This is a genomic window from Bacillus sp. DHT2 (assembly GCF_026241455.1).
Classification (GTDB): Bacteria; Bacillota; Bacilli; order Bacillales; family Bacillaceae_G; genus Bacillus_A; species Bacillus_A pseudomycoides.
The window spans coordinates 23,937-45,069 of the sequence record NZ_JAPHWH010000020.1 but is presented as its reverse complement, the minus strand read 5'-3'; the positions used below and the strand labels follow the sequence as shown (position 1 = coordinate 45,069).

General features: G+C 34.0%; 16 protein-coding genes and 2 pseudogenes. 4 read left to right on the top strand and 14 right to left on the bottom strand.

What is annotated here, in order from left to right; all coding sequences use genetic code 11:
* Positions 1 to 2: 2 nt before the first annotated feature.
* The 5 genes from ORL93_RS28125 to ORL93_RS28105 form a co-directional block, all read right to left on the bottom strand.
* On the bottom strand, positions 3 to 1,178 hold the full coding sequence (locus ORL93_RS28125; RefSeq protein WP_098114459.1) for a radical SAM/SPASM domain-containing protein: 1,176 nt from the start codon (positions 1,176 to 1,178) through the stop codon (positions 3 to 5).
* Entirely contained in the window at positions 1,162 to 2,241 is a 1,080-nt protein-coding gene (locus ORL93_RS28120) for a pyridoxal phosphate-dependent aminotransferase (protein ID WP_020063011.1), read from the bottom strand. The genes ORL93_RS28125 and ORL93_RS28120 overlap by 17 nt, the downstream gene beginning before the upstream one ends.
* Positions 2,238 to 2,999 (bottom strand): hypothetical protein, encoded by a 762-nt coding sequence (locus tag ORL93_RS28115; protein ID WP_265960114.1) that lies wholly within the window; start codon positions 2,997 to 2,999, stop codon positions 2,238 to 2,240. Before ORL93_RS28115 ends, ORL93_RS28120 begins: the two co-directional genes overlap by 4 nt.
* Positions 2,996 to 4,546 carry a cytidylyltransferase domain-containing protein gene (locus tag ORL93_RS28110; RefSeq protein ID WP_265960113.1) on the bottom strand — a complete coding sequence of 517 codons (1,551 nt, stop codon included), beginning with the start codon at positions 4,544 to 4,546 and terminating at the stop codon, positions 2,996 to 2,998. The genes ORL93_RS28115 and ORL93_RS28110 overlap by 4 nt, the downstream gene beginning before the upstream one ends.
* A 101-nt stretch (positions 4,547 to 4,647) precedes the next feature.
* Complete coding sequence (locus ORL93_RS28105; RefSeq protein WP_265960112.1) at positions 4,648 to 5,520, bottom strand: N-acetylneuraminate synthase family protein; 873 nt, start codon at positions 5,518 to 5,520, stop codon at positions 4,648 to 4,650.
* Positions 5,521 to 6,366: 846 nt separating this feature from the next.
* On the opposite strand from ORL93_RS28105, the pseudogene ORL93_RS28100 reads away from it, so the two are divergent.
* Together ORL93_RS28100 and ORL93_RS28090 are read left to right on the top strand one after the other, a co-directional pair.
* A pseudogene (locus ORL93_RS28100) lies at positions 6,367 to 6,633 on the top strand (transposase); the annotation flags it as partial.
* Between the two features lie 768 nt (positions 6,634 to 7,401).
* The gene (locus ORL93_RS28090; RefSeq protein ID WP_265960111.1) at positions 7,402 to 8,832 is read left to right on the top strand and encodes an IS4 family transposase; all 1,431 of its coding nucleotides are present in this window, start codon (positions 7,402 to 7,404) and stop codon (positions 8,830 to 8,832) included.
* 601 nt (positions 8,833 to 9,433) lie between these two features.
* Here ORL93_RS28090 and ORL93_RS28085 read toward each other — a convergent pair.
* The 3 genes from ORL93_RS28085 to ORL93_RS28075 are packed head-to-tail and all read right to left on the bottom strand — an operon-like array spanning position 9,434 to position 12,640.
* Complete coding sequence (locus tag ORL93_RS28085; RefSeq protein ID WP_020063005.1) at positions 9,434 to 11,002, bottom strand: recombinase family protein; 1,569 nt, start codon at positions 11,000 to 11,002, stop codon at positions 9,434 to 9,436.
* Positions 10,999 to 12,453 carry a recombinase family protein gene (locus ORL93_RS28080; protein ID WP_020063004.1) on the bottom strand — a complete coding sequence of 485 codons (1,455 nt, stop codon included), beginning with the start codon at positions 12,451 to 12,453 and terminating at the stop codon, positions 10,999 to 11,001. The genes ORL93_RS28085 and ORL93_RS28080 overlap by 4 nt, the downstream gene beginning before the upstream one ends.
* Before the next feature lie 55 nt (positions 12,454 to 12,508).
* Positions 12,509 to 12,640: a hypothetical protein gene (locus ORL93_RS28075; RefSeq protein WP_020063003.1), complete on the bottom strand. Its 132-nt coding sequence runs from the start codon at positions 12,638 to 12,640 to the stop codon at positions 12,509 to 12,511.
* A 40-nt stretch (positions 12,641 to 12,680) separates the two neighbouring features.
* Here ORL93_RS28075 and ORL93_RS28070 point away from each other — a divergent pair, with 40 nt between their 5' ends.
* The gene (locus ORL93_RS28070) at positions 12,681 to 13,058 is read left to right on the top strand and encodes a helix-turn-helix domain-containing protein (protein WP_265960110.1); all 378 of its coding nucleotides are present in this window, start codon (positions 12,681 to 12,683) and stop codon (positions 13,056 to 13,058) included.
* A gap of 94 nt (positions 13,059 to 13,152) precedes the next feature.
* On the opposite strand, the gene ORL93_RS28065 is transcribed toward ORL93_RS28070, so the two are convergent.
* Positions 13,153 to 13,320, bottom strand: a complete 168-nt coding sequence (locus tag ORL93_RS28065) for a hypothetical protein (RefSeq protein WP_020063001.1) — start codon at positions 13,318 to 13,320, stop codon at positions 13,153 to 13,155.
* A gap of 122 nt (positions 13,321 to 13,442) precedes the next feature.
* On the opposite strand from ORL93_RS28065, the gene ORL93_RS28060 reads away from it, so the two are divergent.
* A complete protein-coding gene (locus ORL93_RS28060; protein WP_265960116.1) occupies positions 13,443 to 14,990 on the top strand; it encodes a recombinase family protein in 1,548 nt (515 codons plus the stop codon).
* A gap of 434 nt (positions 14,991 to 15,424) precedes the next feature.
* Here the strand turns inward: ORL93_RS28060 and ORL93_RS28055 are convergent, their stop codons facing one another.
* The 5 genes and pseudogenes from ORL93_RS28055 to trmL all read right to left on the bottom strand — a co-directional run bounded on the left by ORL93_RS28055 (position 15,425) and on the right by trmL (position 21,106).
* Entirely contained in the window at positions 15,425 to 15,931 is a 507-nt protein-coding gene (locus tag ORL93_RS28055; protein WP_265960109.1) for a DUF3189 family protein, read from the bottom strand.
* Positions 15,932 to 16,075: 144 nt separating this feature from the next.
* Positions 16,076 to 16,453: pseudogene (locus ORL93_RS28050) on the bottom strand (DDE-type integrase/transposase/recombinase); the annotation flags it as partial.
* A 28-nt stretch (positions 16,454 to 16,481) separates the two neighbouring features.
* Positions 16,482 to 17,639 (bottom strand): sporulation protein YhbH, encoded by a 1,158-nt coding sequence (gene yhbH / locus ORL93_RS28045; protein ID WP_265960108.1) that lies wholly within the window; start codon positions 17,637 to 17,639, stop codon positions 16,482 to 16,484.
* A 679-nt stretch (positions 17,640 to 18,318) separates the two neighbouring features.
* A complete protein-coding gene (locus tag ORL93_RS28040) occupies positions 18,319 to 20,214 on the bottom strand; it encodes a PrkA family serine protein kinase (RefSeq protein ID WP_018781885.1) in 1,896 nt (631 codons plus the stop codon).
* Positions 20,215 to 20,617: 403 nt separating this feature from the next.
* The gene (gene trmL / locus ORL93_RS28035) at positions 20,618 to 21,106 is read right to left on the bottom strand and encodes a tRNA (uridine(34)/cytosine(34)/5-carboxymethylaminomethyluridine(34)-2'-O)-methyltransferase TrmL (RefSeq protein WP_003195070.1); all 489 of its coding nucleotides are present in this window, start codon (positions 21,104 to 21,106) and stop codon (positions 20,618 to 20,620) included.
* Positions 21,107 to 21,133: the final 27 nt, after the last annotated feature.

The window sequence follows — 21,133 nt, the reverse complement described above, 5'->3', positions numbered from 1 at the left end:
TTCTAGAATCCAGGACATTTATCACAAGGATGTAACCTACACTTCTCTTGTTTAATATGCATTTGGCGTAATTGCTGATACCTTTTCCCTTTCCAAATCTCACTAATAGAAGTGTTTCCTTCAAACTTCCCAGGAGCCAAAATACTTTTATAATCTTCATCGCATATACTAGTCGTACCATCAAACCAAATATATAATCTCTCCCATAATAAAGAACATGGCCTCTCTGTTGAGATATCTATTCCCTCATAAATGTTAAGTCGGTCAATTACTTTACGATATGCAAACTCATCAACTAATCCAGACCAAAATTCTTTTGCATATTCAATATCTTGATCTTCATCAACGACTACCATCGATGTTCTTGTTCTAAGACTAACTTCAGGATATTCTTCTTGGCGAATTTTATTGAATCTTCTGATATTTTCTACAACTTTTTCGAACTTAGCACCAAGACGTATACGTTCATATTCTTCTGGTATCGCTGAGTCAACAGAAAAAACAAGAGTATCCAAACCAGACTCTAATAACTTTCTTGCATTATTTGCTGTAAGTACTGTAGCATTTGTATTTAATTTAATATCCAAAACACCGTTCTTTTTCGCATATGATATCATTCGATATATATCTTTATTGAGTAAGGGTTCTCCTCGACTAGCAAGAACAATAGATGCTAAATTATGTTTTGCACCTTCATCAATTATTTTTTTAAATAGTTCGAATGACATATGTCCCTGTAAAGATTTATCACCTGAAAACGTCGAATCACTTTGAAAACACATTGTACATCTAAGATTACAAATACTAGTCGGTTCAATACATAGCACAATTGGAAATTCAGATGTTAACTGATTCCTTGGATAATTATTGAAACGGTATCTATATACTAGATACTGTATGCGCTCTTTAAAGGTCGGCAATTTCATTACATTTTTCAATTCCGTGACAGAGAATGATTGCTTATCGAAACTTAAATCCCTACCCTCTGAGTAATGGATAGTAGGATTCTCTAAATAATTAATAACACCGGTTAAATCAGCTTCAGTAGAATAGTGATGAAGGTTCTGAGCAAACTCAGTTTTCAGCTCGTGTAATAATTTTTCTCTAATGCTTTTAATATCTATATCCATAGAATACAATCTACTTTCAAAAAAATCAGTGTTATTTAGTTGATTCATATGAAAGAACCCCCTTGATAGTATTTATCAAAACATTCATTTGACTCACGGGGCCAACTGTAATTCTTACACTACCGGCTAGAAGTCCTTCATTTCCGTTATCTTTCACGTATATTTTTTTATTTCTAAGTTCGTTCATTATGTCTTCTTTCCGACTACCAAACCACACTTGAATAAAGTTTGCATATCCTCTATATACCTTGAAATCTAACTCTTCCATGCTTTGGGCAAGTCTTTCTTTACCTTTTTTTGTTTCAATCACTATCCCTTTAATTTTTTCAACCCCGCTCGTTAACAAGTATTCCGCTACTAAAGCTGCAACACTATTAATTTCAACAACCGGTTTCATAGCGTAAATATATTTTCTAAGAGTTTCATTTGTTAAGATATAACCAAATCTAAGTCCGGCTATTCCCCAAGCTTTAGAAAATGTTCTAACAATAACTAGATTATCAAACTCATCAATTCGTGAGCCCCAGTTATCTTCATAATAATCGTTATAAGCTTGGTCAAGTAAGACGACTACACCTTTTCGCTCGGCTTCTTTAATTATATATTCTAGATCATAATCAGGCATAGCAGAACCCACATTTCCATTTGGGTTCGCAATCGCAATTATCTTAGTTCTTTCAGTAATGTTATTTATAATATTTTGAGGAGCAATCCGAAAGTCATCTGAATTATGCAATACTTTCTTGCATGAAAGATTCATTAACTCACAATATCCTTGGAACATGCCATATGTCGGAAATGTAATGATTACTTCATCACCTTCATTACAGAACGTCTCGTATATTTGTTTGATTCCGCTATCCGATCCTGATGTAAGTACTAACTGTTCAGGTCTAACCCCCAAACTGTTCGCTAAAATTTCATATACAGGTTTAACTTCAGGATAGGCTGTTAAAAGTTCTGGTGTAAGCTTATCCTTGATTGCTTGAAATAATTCAGGTTCTAAGTAAGGTACCATCTCATTATAATCCAGTCTCAATCCATCCAGTCGAGTATTATAATCTTGATTAGGTCTCTCTAGACCAATCAAATGATTTCGTGGTAAAATCATAACTTCACCCCACAGTTGGCTAAAAGTTGATTTTTAACCCATAACATCTGTCCATGGGCTGCTTTAATTGCATTCTCATATAAGTCTCTTGGCAAATTTTGTGCATATGGAATTTCGCGACAAGCTCTCGCCCAAATAACCCATGCCCATAAATTTGGAGATATTTCTTTTTCATGTTGTTCCATTAAATAATCAATTGCCTTCGCTTTATGAGTTACTTCTCCTGTTGTGCATGTAAATACTAAACGAGCAGGAAGGGCTAAGAGAGCCGCCGTGTCATCAATAGGTCGACTAAACCACCAGTCATTATCTTTTGAAAGTAAGGATTGTACTAAACTAATAGACTCCTTTCTTAGTTCCTCTATACTAGGTCTCACTATCCTATCAGAAATATTCTCACCGTAAATTAATGTCGCACTGTCGCATAACATAACTGCTCGGTTACGAGTACCATATGTATAAGGAAGAGTCTCAGCATTTAATTCTTTTACGGAGTAACATTTAACATCTACTCTCCCATAACCCATATCGTGAAGTTTCCCTTCAATTTTATACATTGCCTGGATAAAATCGATATCTGTATCATCAGCTAAAATTATATCGATGTCGAAATCACTCCAACCATTAACAAAACCACCATATCCTAAACTCCCCATACCATATATGGAGACAAGATCATTTCTAAGTACTTCTTTCGCTACCTTAATTAAATTATTAATTGTATCTTTTCCCTCTTCAGGAATTAATGTATTTTTCATATTAGTACACTTCCTTCATATAAGATGTCTTGAAGCATTGATTCTAATAATCGTTTGTGGTTAGAAGCAGTCAAAACAGGATTAGCACCTCTAGTGGTCTCAAAGGTGAATCCTCCCTTGTAATTTAAGTTCCACAAAAGGGATATAGCATTTCTTATTTCTGCATTACCATCTCCAAGCAGAACATTTTCTCCTGAGAATGTCCTATCCTTAATATGAACATGAGTAATACGTGAACCTAGTTTTACAACGTCACCAGCTACGTCATGTCCAAAAAAAGTAGAGTTCCCTATGTCATAGCAAACTTTGACATTTGAGTTCTTTAAGTCATCTAAAAAACTAATTAATTCATCCGCCTTAAGAGAACTTTCAATGCAAATTTCCACACCAAATTCACGCGCAATATTCGCACAATTTAATAATGGCTCTTTATATCTCTGAATAGACACATTGTTAAGCTCACTTGACTCAAAGAATGGTATAATTAAACGTCGCACACCTATTGCTGCAAAACTTGGAATCAATTCAATAAGTTTATGAAAACCTTCTTCAAAGTCTTGTTGAATAAATGTATCTATACAAACAGAATTAACGCCTACTCCCGTCTGTTCACTCACACTTTTTATCTCCGCTAATCCTTGTGGTGAATATATAGGATTATTAGGGTTGAATTCGCGTTCAACAAGTAATTCAATATATTTCAACCCCAGTTCCTTTGCAAGAAAGAATTCTTCTTTCCAATTATCAGGGAATTTTTGCAACACTTCTGGCGGAGTTTGACTTAGTCTCCCTTGTATAATTCCAAAATTTAAGGATCCATATACGGTTCTAGACTTTAAATCAGCATAATTTGTATCCACTAGTCTCTGTAAACGTTCAAGTTGATAAATATCGTCAATATCATAGGCTATTCCATGATCCGTAAATGCCAAGATCTTTTTCCCTGCCATACTTGAATCCTTTAATACCGTGTTTGTTCTAACGATATCTACATAACCATCTTGAGCATAAACCACAGGTAAGGCCTGTCTAGGCTGATCATAAAAATCCTTAACACCTGGAAGGTTAAGTAATGGTTGGAGAGTAGATTCATCGTCTATTTCCCACATTTTATATGGACTAAATTCTGGTCCTGATACAGAGCGAAGTGAAGTGGCATCTGGTTGAGATAACATATATTCAATCGCTTTATCTATCATTCTTGAATCTCTTAATGGTACAGTAGGCCTTAATTGAACAACTAAATTTTGGGTTACACCTTCATTAGCAGCAAGCCATTCTAAACAGTGTTTAAAAACCGGTAAATCAGTCGCCGTGTCAGTAGCATATTCCACTGGCCTTATGAAAGGTACCTCCGCACCAAATTTTTTAGCAACTTGGGCTATCTCAGCATCGTCTGTAGAAACTATTACCCTAGTTATATATTTTGATTGAAGTGCCGTAAGTATAGGGTAAGCCACAAGAGGTAACCCATTAATAGTTGCAAGATTTTTTCTTTTTATTCCTTTCGATCCACCCCGTGCTGGGATAAGAGCAAGAATTCCCATAATATCCTCCTGTTAAAAGATCCATAATTTTTTATTGTCGACTAAACAATAAATTAGTTATTTCCTTTCTGTTTAATATTTATAATTTTCTGTCAATAACTTTAAAGCGCACTTAAACTTTTTACACGTCTTAATTTTTGCAATACGGGGATTTCTCTATCTATCATACCAATTTCAGCACTCCCAAGAGAGGATTCAATACACCTTATCCCCTCAACCATATCTTTCAACTCTTCTGGTTCTAGTGATGCACTTTGGTCAGATCCCCACATAGTTCTTGATAATGTAATATGTCGCTCTATAACAGCTGCCCCCTTAGCAGCAGCTGCAAGAGTAGGCCAATAGCCTAGCTCATGACCTGAATATCCTACGCTACAATCAAAATGATTTCGCAAAGAGTCTAAACGGTTAAGATTAATTTCTTCTACTAAATTTGGATAGGTACTTGTACAAACTGTAAGTATCAGTTGATTTTGTTTTAAAATCCTTACTGCATTTGATATTTCCTCCAGTGAAGACATCCCAGTTGAAAGTATTACCGGCCTTCCAGTTTCTCTAATCGCCTCTAGAAGTTCGATATCAGTTATTGTAGCAGAAGCAACTTTGTAACATACCGGGTTAAACTGTTCAAGAAAATCTACGGATAGCGTATCCCATGGAGAAGCAAAACAATCTATCCCTAACTTTTTACAAAATTCAAATATTTCTTTGTACTCTTCAAAACCAAATTCAAGACCTCGCTTCAAATCCCCGTTGGTGGAGCCAAAAGGACTCTCCCTAGGAACGGCAAGTTCAGCAGCAGAGTATACTACATTAACTGTTCTTTTTTGAAATTTTACTGCATCGCATCCAGCTTCGTGTGCAACTTTAATCAGTTGCTTAGCAATATCAACATTTCCGTTATGATTAATACCGACTTCTGCAATAATATATGATTTCGAAAAATCTTTAATCTCATTCGAACCAATTTTCATAATTTATCACCTATTCCTTTTTTTGTTATTACACAATAAATATCTAATCACATTTATTCCCAATTGTAAACGATTAAATATTCTTTATTCTGAATTTTTGTTATTATACAATAAATATCTAATCACATTTATTCCCAATTGCAAACAATTAAATGTTTTTTATTCTGAATTTTCGTTATTATACAATAGATTTTTCGATCCTACCTTTCTCCAATCGCAAATAACTAAGCGAACTTACGTTCCTTTTTTTATTATTATATAATACTTTTATCCAATTCTATCTTCCTCCTATCGTAAACACTAAGTCGAGCTTACGTTCTCGTTTTTTTGTTATTAGACAATAATTTTTTTAGACATATCTCTTCTTAATCGCAAGTAAAACGAGAACACTAGTTCTCTTTTCCGTTATTATATAATGGTTATATTAAGATATCTACTCTTTTTAACGACTTACCTCTATAAGAATGCTTTTTGCGATACCAATTTTCAGGAACCTTATACAACATTGTTTTCCTATTGACTTTTGATATTTTAAAATAACAACTCAAAATCTGTATAATATGAATTCCTACAATGCAGCTGAACTAACCCGTACATACAGCATTTATTTTATCGTTTTCAAGCGCTTTATCTGTCCTTCTAAAATTTCATCTCTATATGGAAGAACACATGCATATTTAATCATTTGTAAATTAATACGTAAACGATGGGCATATTGATAAAAAGAGAACTTATAAATTTGAGATATTGTAACTTTTTAGTTAATAATGATATTTCTACACAACCTGTTTTTGTGTCTGCTGTTTTACCTATCCTGATAAAAAAGAGAATAAGAAGCGATTTTTTATGATGGGTGCATTAAAGAATTATCGCGATGAACGTGTATCAACCTCTGTAGAAAAGTTAGTGCCATAAGATCATTTCCTTCATACAATTGAAGCTACGACTTACTTTGATTTTATTAAGGAAAAGTTGCATCCCTATTATTGTGAAAATAATGGTCGTCCTTCTATTCATCCTATCGTTTTATTTAAGATGATGTTTATTGGTTATTTTTACGGTATTCGGTCTGAACGTCAAATGGAAAAAACGACAGAACCAATGGTAGCATTCTTACTCATGATGGTCGGTCTCATGATGGTCGGTCTCATAATCGTGACTGGTTATACTTCCATTAACGCGATTGTAAAAGCCGAACTCTTCCCAACTGAAATTCGCGCACTAGGCGTAGGTTTACCATATGCACTAACCGTTTCGATATTCGGTGGAACTGCAGAATTCATCGCTTTATGGCCAAAGAGTATCGGAATGGAGTCACTATTCTACTTCTATGTGGTGGATGTATCGCAATAAGCTTTATTACGTATTGGCGTATGGATGAGTCATCGAAGACTTCGCAGATTGAGGCGGAGCTTGGTGGTGTAGATAAATTAGTTAATAATAAATCTAGTTAAAATTATGTATTAATCTTCGTTTATATGAAAAAGCATAATTCATTAATATGCAATTCAAAAACCTCTACTTATATGTAGAGGTTTTTAAACTTTATAACAGAAAAGATATTCAAATTTACTTATCTTCTATTCGATTATGACATGTATTATTTAGTTCGTTATTTATTTTGAAAGCGCATACATAAGGTTTAATATGTTCAATATATTAAAAAAATCCTATATTTATGTAAACAAAACAAATAATATAAGAATATACAGAAAAATACATTTTTTACAATAGGATGGGGGAATCGTTATGAAACTAAAAAAAAAAACGATTATAGGGGTAACATCTCATCGCTATCAAGCTAATAAAACAAAATCCCCCCTAAAATGAAAAAATACGCTATTCTTTCTGTAGAATCATAAGAAAGGATGGTGTTTTTGTATGTCTATTTCTGTATCTGATAAATTACAACTATTTGCTCAAGAAATTCAAAGTTTCTTATCCCCAAATATCTTACGAAATCTTGCTAGAGATGTTGGTTTTGTACAGCGAACCAGTAAGTACCAAGCAAAGGATTTAGTCGCTTTATGTGTATGGATGAGCCAAAATGTCGCTACAACTTCTTTAACTCAGTTATCCAGCTGCTTAGAAGCATCAACAGAAGTGCTCATCAGTCCTGAGGGATTGAATCAACGGTTTAATAAAGCGGCGGTCCAATTTTTACAACACATATTAGCGGAACTACTAAACCAAAAATTGGGCTCATCTATACCGATTTCTTCTCCATATACTTCTGTTTTCAAGCGTATTCGTATTTTAGATTCAACTGCATTTCAACTCCCAGATTCCTTTTCATTCGTTTATCCAGGTGCAGGAGGCTGCAGCCATACAGCGGGGGTGAAAATTCAGCTTGAATATGATTTATTAAGTGGACGGTTCCTACATATTCATACCGGTCCAGGTAAACAACATGATCGAACCTACGGTTCTCTGTGTGTCCCAACTGTGACAGCGAATGATTTATGTATTCGAGATTTAGGATATTTTCATTTGAAAGATCTTCAACATATACAAGACCAAAAAGCTTACTATATCTCTCGTATCAAGTCGAATACACGTATTTATCAAAAAAATCCCAATCCTGATTATTTTCGAGATGGAAGAATCAAAAAAGGTACGGAGTATATTCAGATAGATATGGAGGTGTTAATGAACTCTCTTCAGCCAGGACAAACATGTGAAATACCCGACGCTTATGTAGGAATGACTGATAAAGTACCTACTCGTGTGATTGTTCATCGACTAACAAAAGAACAACAAGAAAAACGATTACAAGATCAAACTATAAGAGAAAAAAAGAAAGGAATGAAGTATTCTCCTCGTAGTAAACGACTCAGTGGTATCAATGTATATATGACAAACACTCCTACAGATGTTGTCCCAATGGGACAAGTACATGATTGGTATTCTTTACGTTGGCAAATCGAAATTTTATTTAAAACGTGGAAATCATTCTTTTGCATTCATCATTGTAAAAAGATAAAACAAGAACGATTGGAATGCCATTTGTATGAGCAACTGATCGCCATTCTACTCTGTTCCTCTATTATGTTTCAAATGCGGAAATTACTTCTTATGAAAAAGAAACAAGAATTGAGTGAATATAAAGCTATTTATATGATTAAAGACTATTTTTTTCTTCTTTTCCAAGCTATACAGAAAGACACCCAAGAGCTATCAAAGATTCTAATTCGCCTGTTCAACCTCCTACAGCAAAACGGGCGAAAATCTCATAGGTATAAGAAGAAAACAGTCTTTGATATATTAGGTGTCGTTTACAATTGTACCATGTCGGATGATCAAGCGGCTTAAATTTAAAAAATGAAACCCATTAGGGTTTATTTCGTATGCAAATCTTTAAATTCTCTACACGTAGCCTTTAGAAAAAAGAAACAACCTTTACTATAATTGACGTTGTATGAGCTTAGCTTGATAGCGATGTGGTGGGACCCCATGCCCATCAAGCTAAGATTTTCAGAAACCTCCCATTACAAAAATTTTACCTTTTCACAGTTATTCATAAGAGTTCGGCTCATTTTTTTTTGGGCCTTTATTTTCTTTAAGTTGATGGGTATGTAAGGTGGCCCCCCTCATGCCTCCTTACAGGGAGAATGATAAGGCATTTTTTATTTACCCAATTACCGAGCTCTCAAATGTTTTAAATAGTTACCTATCCCCTAATCACCGAGTATGTTTATTTCTCTAAATCACTGTCCATAATAATAAATAAAGACAAACCCTTTATCCTTAAGATACAAGCTCTTTCTCAAGAGTATCAAACTCGGTGATTAGGGTAGAGTGGTATACCACGCCTTCCCAATCACCGAGAAAGCGAAGAACTTCTATCCAAAGTTCTTCCTAAATACCGATACCATAAATAGTCAAAAAACAGCTACCAATGTTGATAGCTGTTCTACAAAATCAAGCTGATTTGATTCTTTACATCACGTTTCGAAAAATCTGTGCGTAATTGTAATGAAATATCATACTCATTACGCTTTTTATTCTCTTTAACAGATACAGACTGAATTAGAGGTAGTAAAAATCTTCTTTTATCCATATCACTTATTTCTTGAAGCTTGACATCATCTTGAAATACTTCATTCAAAGTATATGACCATGTTTCTTTACTTTTTTCAATTTTTTCTTTGAGAATAATTTGCTGTTTAAAGTCGTTCATTTGTTGTATGATTCCATCTAATTTTCGCTGTACATCCGAGCGATAAATTGCTAAAGACTTCAAAAAACGTTTATCATCGTTATTTTTCATACGCTGCTTGAGCTCTTCTGTAATATTGTGAAGTTTGATGGTGTAGTTTTCGAAGAGATGCTGATGCTTTTGAATATTGTTATTCAACTCTTGTATCTCATACTGAATTTTTTGTTCTATCGCATGATATACATTGTGAAATCCACTTATTTTCACATCAGTAAGTGTTTGATTCACTACTTTATCATGAAGGAGATCTGCATCTATTCTTAATTTGCAGTTATTACAAAAATAAATTTTCCCTCCATACTTTTTATTTGTAGAACTTACTGTTTGTTGATTCTTTGTTTTCATTAGTTCCTGGCATTTTTCACAAGAAAGCAACCCTTGTAGCAGAAAACTTGTTTTGTAATGTTTAGGAATCATGTTGCCATTACGTTTTTCTGAATAAATACGCCAACATGCTTCCCATATCGTTCGTGAAATGATTGGTTTCACATAGTGATTGGGTGCTTCAATCCAAATATCCCTTGCATTTTGCTTACCATCTGTTTGTCGTCGCCATGATAATAAGCCACAATAAAAAGGATTAAGTACAATCGCCTTTACATTCTCTTTCCCCCAGTCCTTTCCGCGCCGAGAACCGTTGGGGAGTGTATTAGCAATGTGCTGAAACCCATGACCATTTAAATATAAGTTGAATATTTCTTTTACATAGCAAAGCTCTTCAGGGTATTCAATAAACTGCCCACTATTCTTATCATATGTGTAACCAAATGGCGGCTTACCACCAAGCCATTTTCCTTGTTTTGCTTTGTTTTCTAGGCCTGATCGTGTTCTTGCGATAATGGTGTCAACTTCATATTTAGTAAAACCATCCTCCATAAGTTGCACAATTAAATCATTATCAGCATTGTACACACTTTCGTTCGAACTAATAATAATGGGAATGGCAAGTGTCTTCATGATAATACGAATGGTTTGATGTTCAAGTGGATCCCTAGCAAGGCGATCACTTTTATAAACAATGACAAAATCAAATTCTTTTCTTTTTGCCGCTTCAAACATGTTTTCAAGTTCTTTTCTACTAGTTATTTTATTTTTCCGAGCGGAAACAGCCTTATCAAGAAAAGAATGAGTATGAATGCAATCATATTTGCGAATCACTTCCATAACAGAGTTCAATTGCATATCCATGTCCTGTTTATCAGTAGAATGTCGCCCGTAAAAAGCAGCCTTCATATTTGGCTTTAAAATATGAGAGAGCTTCATGGTGTCAGCACCTCTTGAGTTCGTAAGAATGGGTGTTTAAAAACTATTTCGCAGTTCTTTCCGTCAGTTTTGACTTGCTGTATTAAATCTTGAAAAAAGGAACCCAGCTGTAGATTCTCCTTTATCTTGTCATAGGATAACGACATAGAGGATTGATAATTACTTACCTTTTCACGTAGTTGCTTTACATCATTTAATTCCTGTATTACCTGTTCTTTTTGTTTTTTATATTTAGCAAGCTCATCATACAGCGTCATAATTTCAATTTCTTTTTGTTCCTTATAAGGTGCATCAGTATCCTGATACCACGTATCTACTTTAGCAATCAATTTTTCATTAATAAGTTGGATTTTCTCTTCAATGGTTTGGATATTCTGTTTCACTTGTTTTTTTGCATTTTGTTCATATCGATCGAATAGTTCATGAAAATGGGGAGTAAGTAAGCTATCAAAATATTCCTTACAGCGTTCGAAGACTAATGGTTCAATTGTACTCTTCAGAACATAAATCGAAGAATGATTTAAACATTTATACTTTAAACTTTCCTTTTTTCTAGCCTTTACTTTTTGTAATGATTCATTACATTTCGAACAAGTTAATAATCCTTGTAATGGAAATAGTACTTGTTCAAATACGTAATCTTGATGAGTCTTTAAAGGAGATAAAATAGTGACGATACTACAAGTCTTTTCCCATATATCCTTATCAACAATAGACAGTTTTTCATATTTACTAGTGACATCTTCACCAAAAATATTCATAGTACGTAATCCAACGTATGTAGGATTGAATACGATTTTCCTAATATCAGACGAAGTCCAATGCTTACCATTTTCCTTTAATCCCAATACACTACACAATTCTTTCAGAGATTCATACTTTTCCGCTACAAGTTCTTGAAAAATCATTTTTACTACTTGTATTTGTTCATTTATTAGTTCGATTTCTCTTGTTTCTTTATTCCATTTGTATCCATATGGAAGACGTCCAGGATTCTTCCCACTTTGAAAATTAGCTTTTAATGTTTGCTTTAATCGTTCAATAATTTGTTCACCTTCACGTTGAGCCATACCGGCCATAATTAACTCAAGATACTCACCAATCGGTGTATAGTACATTGGTGGCTCATTCGGTGCAGTTAAAATAACATTTATCTTCTTGCTTCTTAGTATTTGATAAATTTCATAATACTCCATTACATTTCGGGCTAGTCGATCTCGTTTAAATAAAAATAAATTTGTTACATTGTTATTCTTGATATCTTTTAATAATTTTTGTAAAGCTGGACGTTTTTTTAAGCTAACTTTTCTAGCTGATACCGCTTCATCAATATACTCTTCATCAATAATCAATGCCATATCAATGGAGCGAGTAAGAACTGAATTTTGTTGCATTTCGATTGAGTTTTCTTGTGAATCAATTGAACTTCTATAGTATGCAACTGTCTTCAATTCAAGACCTCCTCTCATGATGTTCTATTTACACTGTATGTATAAAAAAGAATTGCTAGTCCTTTTCGACGGCTTTTGTTAATTCTTTTTTAACAATTTCTATATAAGCTTCAAACCATTTTTGAGCTGATTCTGGATCATGAATATAACTGACAGATATAATTTTAATTTCTTTTTTCTTTTTCATTACTTCTATTCCTTTCAAAAAATCATTGGAGGTTAATGTTATGATACATGAACTTGGAAAACACATTCGTACACTTCGTACTCAAAAAGGAATTGGATTAAACACTTTTGCAAAACAACTTGGTGTATCATCAGCTTATTTAAGTAATCTTGAAACCGGAAAGACAGATACCATTCAACTTTCACTATTACAAAAACTGCAAGATGAACTTCACCTCATTACAATGGATAATTCTTTATTAATTCAAGATGAAATAAAATATAGAATTACCCGCGCAAGCACCCTATTACATAATTTGATACAACAAGATAAAGCATTGGGATATTACTTATTAGAAACCTTAGAAAAAGGTATTGATCTATCTCAAGTTTCACTTACTTTCCATAACAACGATCAAGATTATTATTTACAGAACTAGAAAAGCTATTCATCATTAAAAACAACTATTTATTTTAATGAATAATTTAATCAAAAAAGAAGAGCATATCTCTTAAGGAAAGAGAATGCTCTTTTTATTTTTCATCTTCTTGGCAACTTACTGCCGCTTCAACTATAGATCTTAAAATTGGATTTTTCTTTTCCCACTCTTGTTGAAACCATTCTTTTTGTTCTTCTTTTCCCATTAATGCAAGTGATGAATGAATAATGACTTTTGTATTACCAAATTGAAATTCTTTCATCATATCCCCCCTTGCATTATATGTATGCATGACAAGAAAAAAGACGAACTATCATTTTCATAGGACAAGTTAGCCATACATATCTATAACAATAATACTAGACAAGCTGGTAGGTGAAACGAATGTATCGTCCAGAAGAACTTGATGTATTCATCTATTTACGTAAAAGTCGAAAAGATCTTGAAGAAGAAAAAAAAGCGATGGAACATGGACAACATTACGATACGCTTGAACGCCATCGAACTCAATTATTAGAACTCGCTCATAAAGAGCATCATAATATAATTGATATTTTTGAAGAGGTTGTTTCGGGTGAATATATATCTGAAAGACCAATGATGCAAAAATTGCTTCGTGAAGTAGAAACTGGCATAGCTGATGCTGTATTAGTAATGGATCTAGATCGCCTCGGTCGTGGTGATATGGTGGATCAGGGAACGATTTATCGTGTATTTCGCTATTCAGAAACATTCATTATTACACCAACAGAAGTCATTAACCCAAATGATGAAAATCAAGAGTTAACATTTAGTATCAAATCTTTAATTGCTCGAGAAGAATTAAAAACAATTGTGAAACGTATGCAGCGTGGCAGAAGAGCTTCTGCCAAAGAAGGAAAATCCATCTCGCGTGTTCCACCTTACGGGTACTTACGAGATAATAATTTAAAACTTTATCCTGATCCTGAAAAAAGCTGGGTAGTATCTAAAATTTTTGAAAGCATGGCTGGCAGAATGGGTAGACAGGCAATCGCGCAAGAATTAGATAGATTAAGTATTTCGCCTCCAGAAGGCGAATACTGGAATCCTTCAACTATCTCATCCATTATTAAAAATGAAGTATATCTCGGTCATATCATTTGGGGAAAGATACGCTATACAAAACAAAATGGTAAGTATATACGAAAAAAAGTACCAAAAGAAGGATGGCAACGACACAATCACGCTCACTCTCCACTTGTATCAGAAGAATTATTTCAAAAAGCTAACATGGCTCATAGTAAACGTTGGAGACCTCCTACAATAAAAACAAAAAAACTTTCTAATCCATTGGCTGGAATCTTACTATGTGAACTATGCGGACATTCCATGCTTTATCAGCCACGAAAAGATCGGCCTAATCCCCAAGTTCGTTGTGTTCAACCATCCTGTAAAGGTGTTCAAAAAGGAGCATCCTTATCACTTGTTGAACAGCGCATACTTGATGGATTAAAACAAATTATTGAAAGCTTTGAGATACAAGAAAACATGGTACAAAAAGAGATATCGAGCAATAATATTCATTTACAACAGAAAGCTCTAGAAAAGAAAGAACAACAAATAAATGATCTACAAAAACAAAAAAGCAATCTCCATGATTTTTTAGAAAAAGGTGTATATGATGTTGACACATTCTTAGAGAGGCAAAAATCTATTGCTGTACGATTGAAGACTACCCAAGAGGCAATCGAAGAGCTTAAACATGAAATTAAAAAGATATTAAAAAAAGAAAAACATATACATGAATTTGTTCCGAGAATCAAAAATGTTTTAGAAGCTTATTATGCAACGAATGATATAGAGAAGAAAAATCATCTTCTCAAATCGGTGCTTGAAAAAGTGACTTATTTACGGAAAAAAGAGTGGAAAAGAAAAGATGAGTTTGTAGTGGAATTATATACTAAAATATAACTCTCAAAATCAATAATATACGATGACTCTTATCCAAAATACTTATAAAAGGGGTATCGCCCCATCATCATCAAGCTAACAATACTAAATTTCCTTAAAATAAAAAAACACGCTATTCTTCCTGTAGAAACATGGGAAAGGATGGCGTGTTTGGCATGAACTTATCGACTTTTGATAAACTAGAATTGTTTTCTAAAGAGTTACAACGATATATGTCACCTGATGCTTTAGAACAATTAGCTAGAGAGTGAGGATTTGTTTTATCTGTAAAACCTTATGATGAACGTGCGGAAGCTGATTTATATTTTGAAATGTATTTGAAAGAACGCGGCTTATTTATCGGCGATGAAGAACCCGAAATTGATAAGGTTATGATTCGAAAGAAAGTTGAAATGTTATAGAAAAAAGCAGGATAGCAATATATCCTGCCTTTTTCATTTAAAAGTCTTATTCTCTAATATAACAACGTAATCATTTGTCAGTCTACCAGCTTCTTTTGTAGAATCCACCAGTCTTTGTACATTGTCACAACAAATTTTTGCGCCCCATACAAGTAATGGAACACCAATAAAATCAATATGTAATCTTCTAGAGAATAAACCACCAAATGTCATAGGAAGTGGAACAGTTGGTGACGTATTTGAAAAAATGATTTTTTCGTTGTTTTGATATTGATGTTGAAGAATTCTGCCTAGATTTTTCATAGATGGTACCACAACTTTCGATGCCCCGCACCCTACTGTATAAACAGGATTGCCTCCCTCATCTCGGCCATGAAAAATAATTTTTCCCATATCAGAAGTTTTAAGTTTATTAAAATAGTCCACATTTAAAATTTCTTCTCTCGTTAATTTCCGATTAGTTGGTAGTTTGTTTAAATGATACGCTGCAGCTAGTGAGGTTGTATGCGTTCCACCATAATCAGTGTAAATAAAAATCATATTCTCATTCCTTTGTCATTTACATTCAATATTGATTAGTATCACCATTTCATCATTTACTAATCAAAAACCGATATATTTGGTTCTAGTGCAAAGATAAAATAAAAGGGAATATAGCACATATATTTCTAACGGGATTGTATTTTATACTATCAGCCTAAATAATTGATGGATGAATTCTTTTTGATTTTGGACAGACTGATTCTTTAAATTAGTCTGTCTCTTTTTCATCATATGCATGACTTCCACACCACTCAATATAGCGGTTGCTGTTTAAAGTGATTTGAATTCCATCATAGAGCGTATGCGTTTCTTAATAAAACGATGATCTTGTTCCACAATGTTATTTAGATATTTTATCTGCCTGATTGGGATGCCTAGTGGCATCTTTTTTTCTTTCCCCAATTTTCCCATGGTTATTAGATAAGCTGGATTTTTATCAACTATAATCACCCGGGTTTTAGAGACATGAAAAGACCGCAAAGCTTTCTTAAAGAATCGCCTTGCAGCCTTATGATTTCTATACATTTAAATATTTTTATGTTTAAATTTATTTCTTAAGGAACTTTTTAAGGCAGTGAAAAATATCCTTCTTATTTTTCACTATATAATACTTAAACTTCTCATCTTCAATGCTTTTATAAACCGAAAAAAGGGTAGATGATGAGCGATTATACTGGTTTACTTCCCCATACCCAAACATATTACATACCTTCATCAATTCTTGCACAAACTTCACACACCGAGCATTATCTGATGTTAAGTTATCTCCATCTGAAAAATGAAATGGATAAATATTATAGCGCTCAGGTGAATACTTGCCATCTATAAGCTCAAGTGCTTTTCTATAAACAGAGGAACAGATTGTTCCACCACTTTCTCCTTTTGAGAAAAACTCTTCTTCTGTCACGACCTTCGCTTCTGTGTGATGCGCAATAAACTCTATATCTACCGTTTCGTACTTTGTACGTAAGAATCTTGTCATCCAAAAGAAGAAACTACGCGCCATATACTTCTCCCAAATTCCCATAGATCCGCTCGTATCCATCATTGCTAATACAACAGCTTTGGAATCTGGCTTCAACACTTCATTCCATGTTCGGAACTTCAAATCTTCTTGACGAATTGGATGAAAAGCTGGCTTCCCATTCATAGCATTTCGTTTGTAAGCTGAGATCATCGTCCGTTTTTTATCAATATTTCCCCACAATCCTGTTTTTCTAATGTCATTAAATTCAATATGTTCAATACGATTTTCATCCATTTCTTTCCGCTTTAAATTAGGCAGCTCCAATTCTTTAAAAAATGCTTGCTCTAATTCTAAAATTGATACTTCTGCTTCATAATAATCTTCTCCAGCTGCATCCCCTGCACCTTGCCCTTTTCCTGGTCCTTTTTGCTTTTGACCACCTGACCCATCTCTTGCAACCACATCGCCAACTTTACTATCACCAGTTCCTTGCCCAACATGTTTATTCTTATCGTAGTTATATCTAATTTTATATTCATCTAAAGACCGAATTGGTATTTTTACAACGTCCCTACCATTAGACATCACGATATTTTCTTCTGTCACAAGGTCTGGTAAGTTATTCTTAATTGCCTCTTGCACCTTTTCTTGATGGCGTTGTTGATCGTCATGTCCTTTGCGATGGAGGGACCAGTTTTCCTGTGAAATTGTATAATTTGGTTGATTTTCTTCGCCCATCTTTTTCCCTCCTTACTGTAATTTCCCTTATTTTCTCTAATAAACAGTAATATACAAATTTAAGGTTATGATGTAGCAACAAGAATAGTTAAAAAGTATCTGTTCATTAGAACTTACTTTTTCCATAATCATAAGGCACCCATAGCTTTTTTACGTATTGCTCCGAACTTCCTTAACAAAAACTTTGGCATTCATTTTAAATTGAAATTTCTTTAGCTGATAAGAAAGAAACACAATTCATTGTTGCACACTTTTCCACTCTGCAACATATTGTATTGTGTTGGCTTTTTCTGTATGAATGATTGGTTACTCTATCATATGCGTATTGTAAAAATAATTGACAATAAATTCATGAAATTGCACCTTAATTTATTATATTTGGACAAGTCTCCAGGAAACATTCACTATATAAATACAGATTGAAAAACCAATACAGCACCTACTTTTTAGGTAGAAGAGAGCATCCGACCATGCATAGTAGCGGTCAATGCCTTTTTTAGCCCCATTCCACGTGAAAACAAAGGGAGAAAATAAGTGGAGATTTCCTTTTGTTTTCATAGCCGCGACTTATATGTCGAAAAATCGAAATGGATTTATATAGTAAGGTTCCATTACTTCAATCAGATAGATACAAAAACGCTGCCTCTGCTTTCATTAGAGACAGCGTTTTATTATCAAGCTATCGATTCAACAAGCTACCTACATAGCGAAGCAATTCATTTGCTGATGAAGAGTTATATCCATGTTCATCGATTAAGCGTGCTACAACATCATTAATTTTCTTCAGCTGATTTTCATCTGGTGTTTTCGTAGATGTTGTAATTTTCACAACATCTTTCAAATCAGCAAATAATTTTTTCTGGATTGCTTCGCGAAGGCGTTCATGTGAGTTATAATCAAAACGTTTTCCTTTACGAGCATATGCAGAAATGCGTATTAAAATTTCTTCTCGGAACGCTTTCTTTGCATTTTCTGAAATACCAATTTGCTCTTCAATAGAACGCATCAGCTTTTCATCTGGACTCATTTCTTCACCTGTTAATGGATCACGTAATTTTGATTTATTGCAATATGCCTCAACGTTATCTAAGTAATTATCCATAAGCGTCTTAGCTGATTCTTCATACGAATACACGAATGCTTTTTGTACTTCTTTCTTAGCAATTTCATCGTACTCTTTCCGTGCTAATGAAATGAAATTCATATAGCGCTCCCGATCTTCATTACTAATAGATGGATGTTGATCTAACCCATCTTTTAATGAACGTAACACATCAAGCGCATTAATCGATGGTACTTCTTTTCTAATAATAGTAGAAGAAATACGGTTAATGACATAACGCGGATCAATACCACTCATACCTTCATCCTGATATTCACGCTGCAATTCCTCTACATCAATTGCATTGTAACCTTCTACCATTTCTCCGTCATATAAACGCATCTTTTTAATTAAATCAATATCTGGGCGCTTCGGATCCTTCAAGCGTGTTAAAATCGTGAACATTGCTGCGACGCGAAGTGTGTGCGGCGCAATGTGTACATTGGCAACATCGCTTTCATGAATCATCTTTTCATAAATATGTTCTTCTTCACTCACTCGTAAATTATATGGAACCGGCATTACAATAATCCTTGAATGTAACGCCTCATTCTTCTTGTTAGAAATAAAGGAGCGATACTCTGTTTCATTCGTGTGGGCTACAATTAATTCATCTGCTGAAATAAGTGCAAATCTCCCCGCTTTGAAATTCCCCTCTTGTGTAAGAGATAATAGATGCCATAAAAATTTCTCATCACATTTTAGCATCTCCTGAAATTCCATCATACCACGGTTTGCTTTATTTAACTCTCCATCAAAACGGTATGCACGTGGATCTGACTCTGAACCATATTCTGCAATTGTAGAAAAATCAATACTCCCTGTTAAATCTGCAATATCCTGTGATTTTGGATCTGAAGGACTAAATGTACCAATTCCTGTCCGGCGATCTTCCGAGAAGAAAATACGTTCTACAATTACATCTTCAATTCTTCCACCATATTCTTTTTCTAAACGCATCACATTTAATGGTGACAAATTCCCTTCAATTCTAACGCTATATTCATCGTAAAAGTCATCACGTAAATGATGTGGTATTAAATGAAGAGGATCTTCATGCATCGGGCAACCTTTTATCGCAAAAATAGCTCCTCGATCTGTACGCGAGTATGTCTCTAATCCCCGTTTTAACATAGTGACTAACGTTGATTTCCCACCACTAACTGGCCCCATTAATAATAAAATCCGTTTTCTAACATCTAAACGTTTCGCAGACGGATGAAAATATTCTTCCACAAGACGCTCTAATGCTTCTTCTAATCCAAATAGCTGATTGCTAAAAAAATTATATTTTTTTCTACCTTCTACTTCTTCAATGCCAGCATCTTTAATCATATTGTAAATGCGAGAGTGTGCAGTTTGAGCCACCCATGGTCGTTCTTTAACAAGCTCCAAATATTCCGCAAACGTACCTTCCCATTGTAAACGTTCTTCTGCTTCTCGATGCTGTTCAATTTTCTTTAGAATATCCATTATAGCTCCTCCCCCATCTCCTTGTTCAATCGGATTATTATAAAAGGTATGCGAGGATGTCCTTAAACATTCTTTAAATCAAAATGAAATCTTCTACAAACATTATAAATTTCACCCCAAAATTAAAAGAAAATTCGGTATAATAAAAATACTGGGGAACTTGTTCTCCATTCTTACAGGATATATCTTCTTTACTTCCATAGAATCTACATAAACTTCAGATCAAAATTATTTTAAATAAAATATGAAGAAGGAGGTCTCACATGAAATTATTATTAATTTTAGGTGTCTCACTTACATTTCTTACTGCAATTTTCACTTCAGGATATAATGATAAACCAGGTACAAACAAAAAGTGATGGGCCTAAGCCCATCACTTTTTGTCTGCTATTACATTTAAATTTTAATATACAATCTCTAAATCTAAACCTGGATAATTTTGTTGGCGGAATGCCTCATAAATTAAAATCGCTGCTGTATTGGATAAATTTAAAGAACGTACTTTGTCAGTCATTGGAATACGTAAACAATGATCGAAGTTTTCTTCAATTACGTTTGCTGGCAATCCGTTTGTTTCTCTTCCAAATACAAAATAATAATCTTTCTCTACCTTACTATAATCAAACGCTGTATGTGCTTTTTCACCATACTTTGTTAAATAGAAGAATTCACCGTCTTTATTTTTTTCATAAAACTCTTCAATCGAATCATAATACGTAATTTTTACGTGCTGCCAGTAGTCAAGACCGGCACGTTTTAACATTTTATCATCCGTTGAAAATCCAAGTGGTCGAATTAAATGTAATTCTGTTCCAGTGGCTGCACAAGTACGTGCAATGTTCCCTGTATTTGCTGGAATTTCTGGTTGATATAAAACAACATGTACTCCCACGTTATATTCACCTCAATCTTTTGTCTA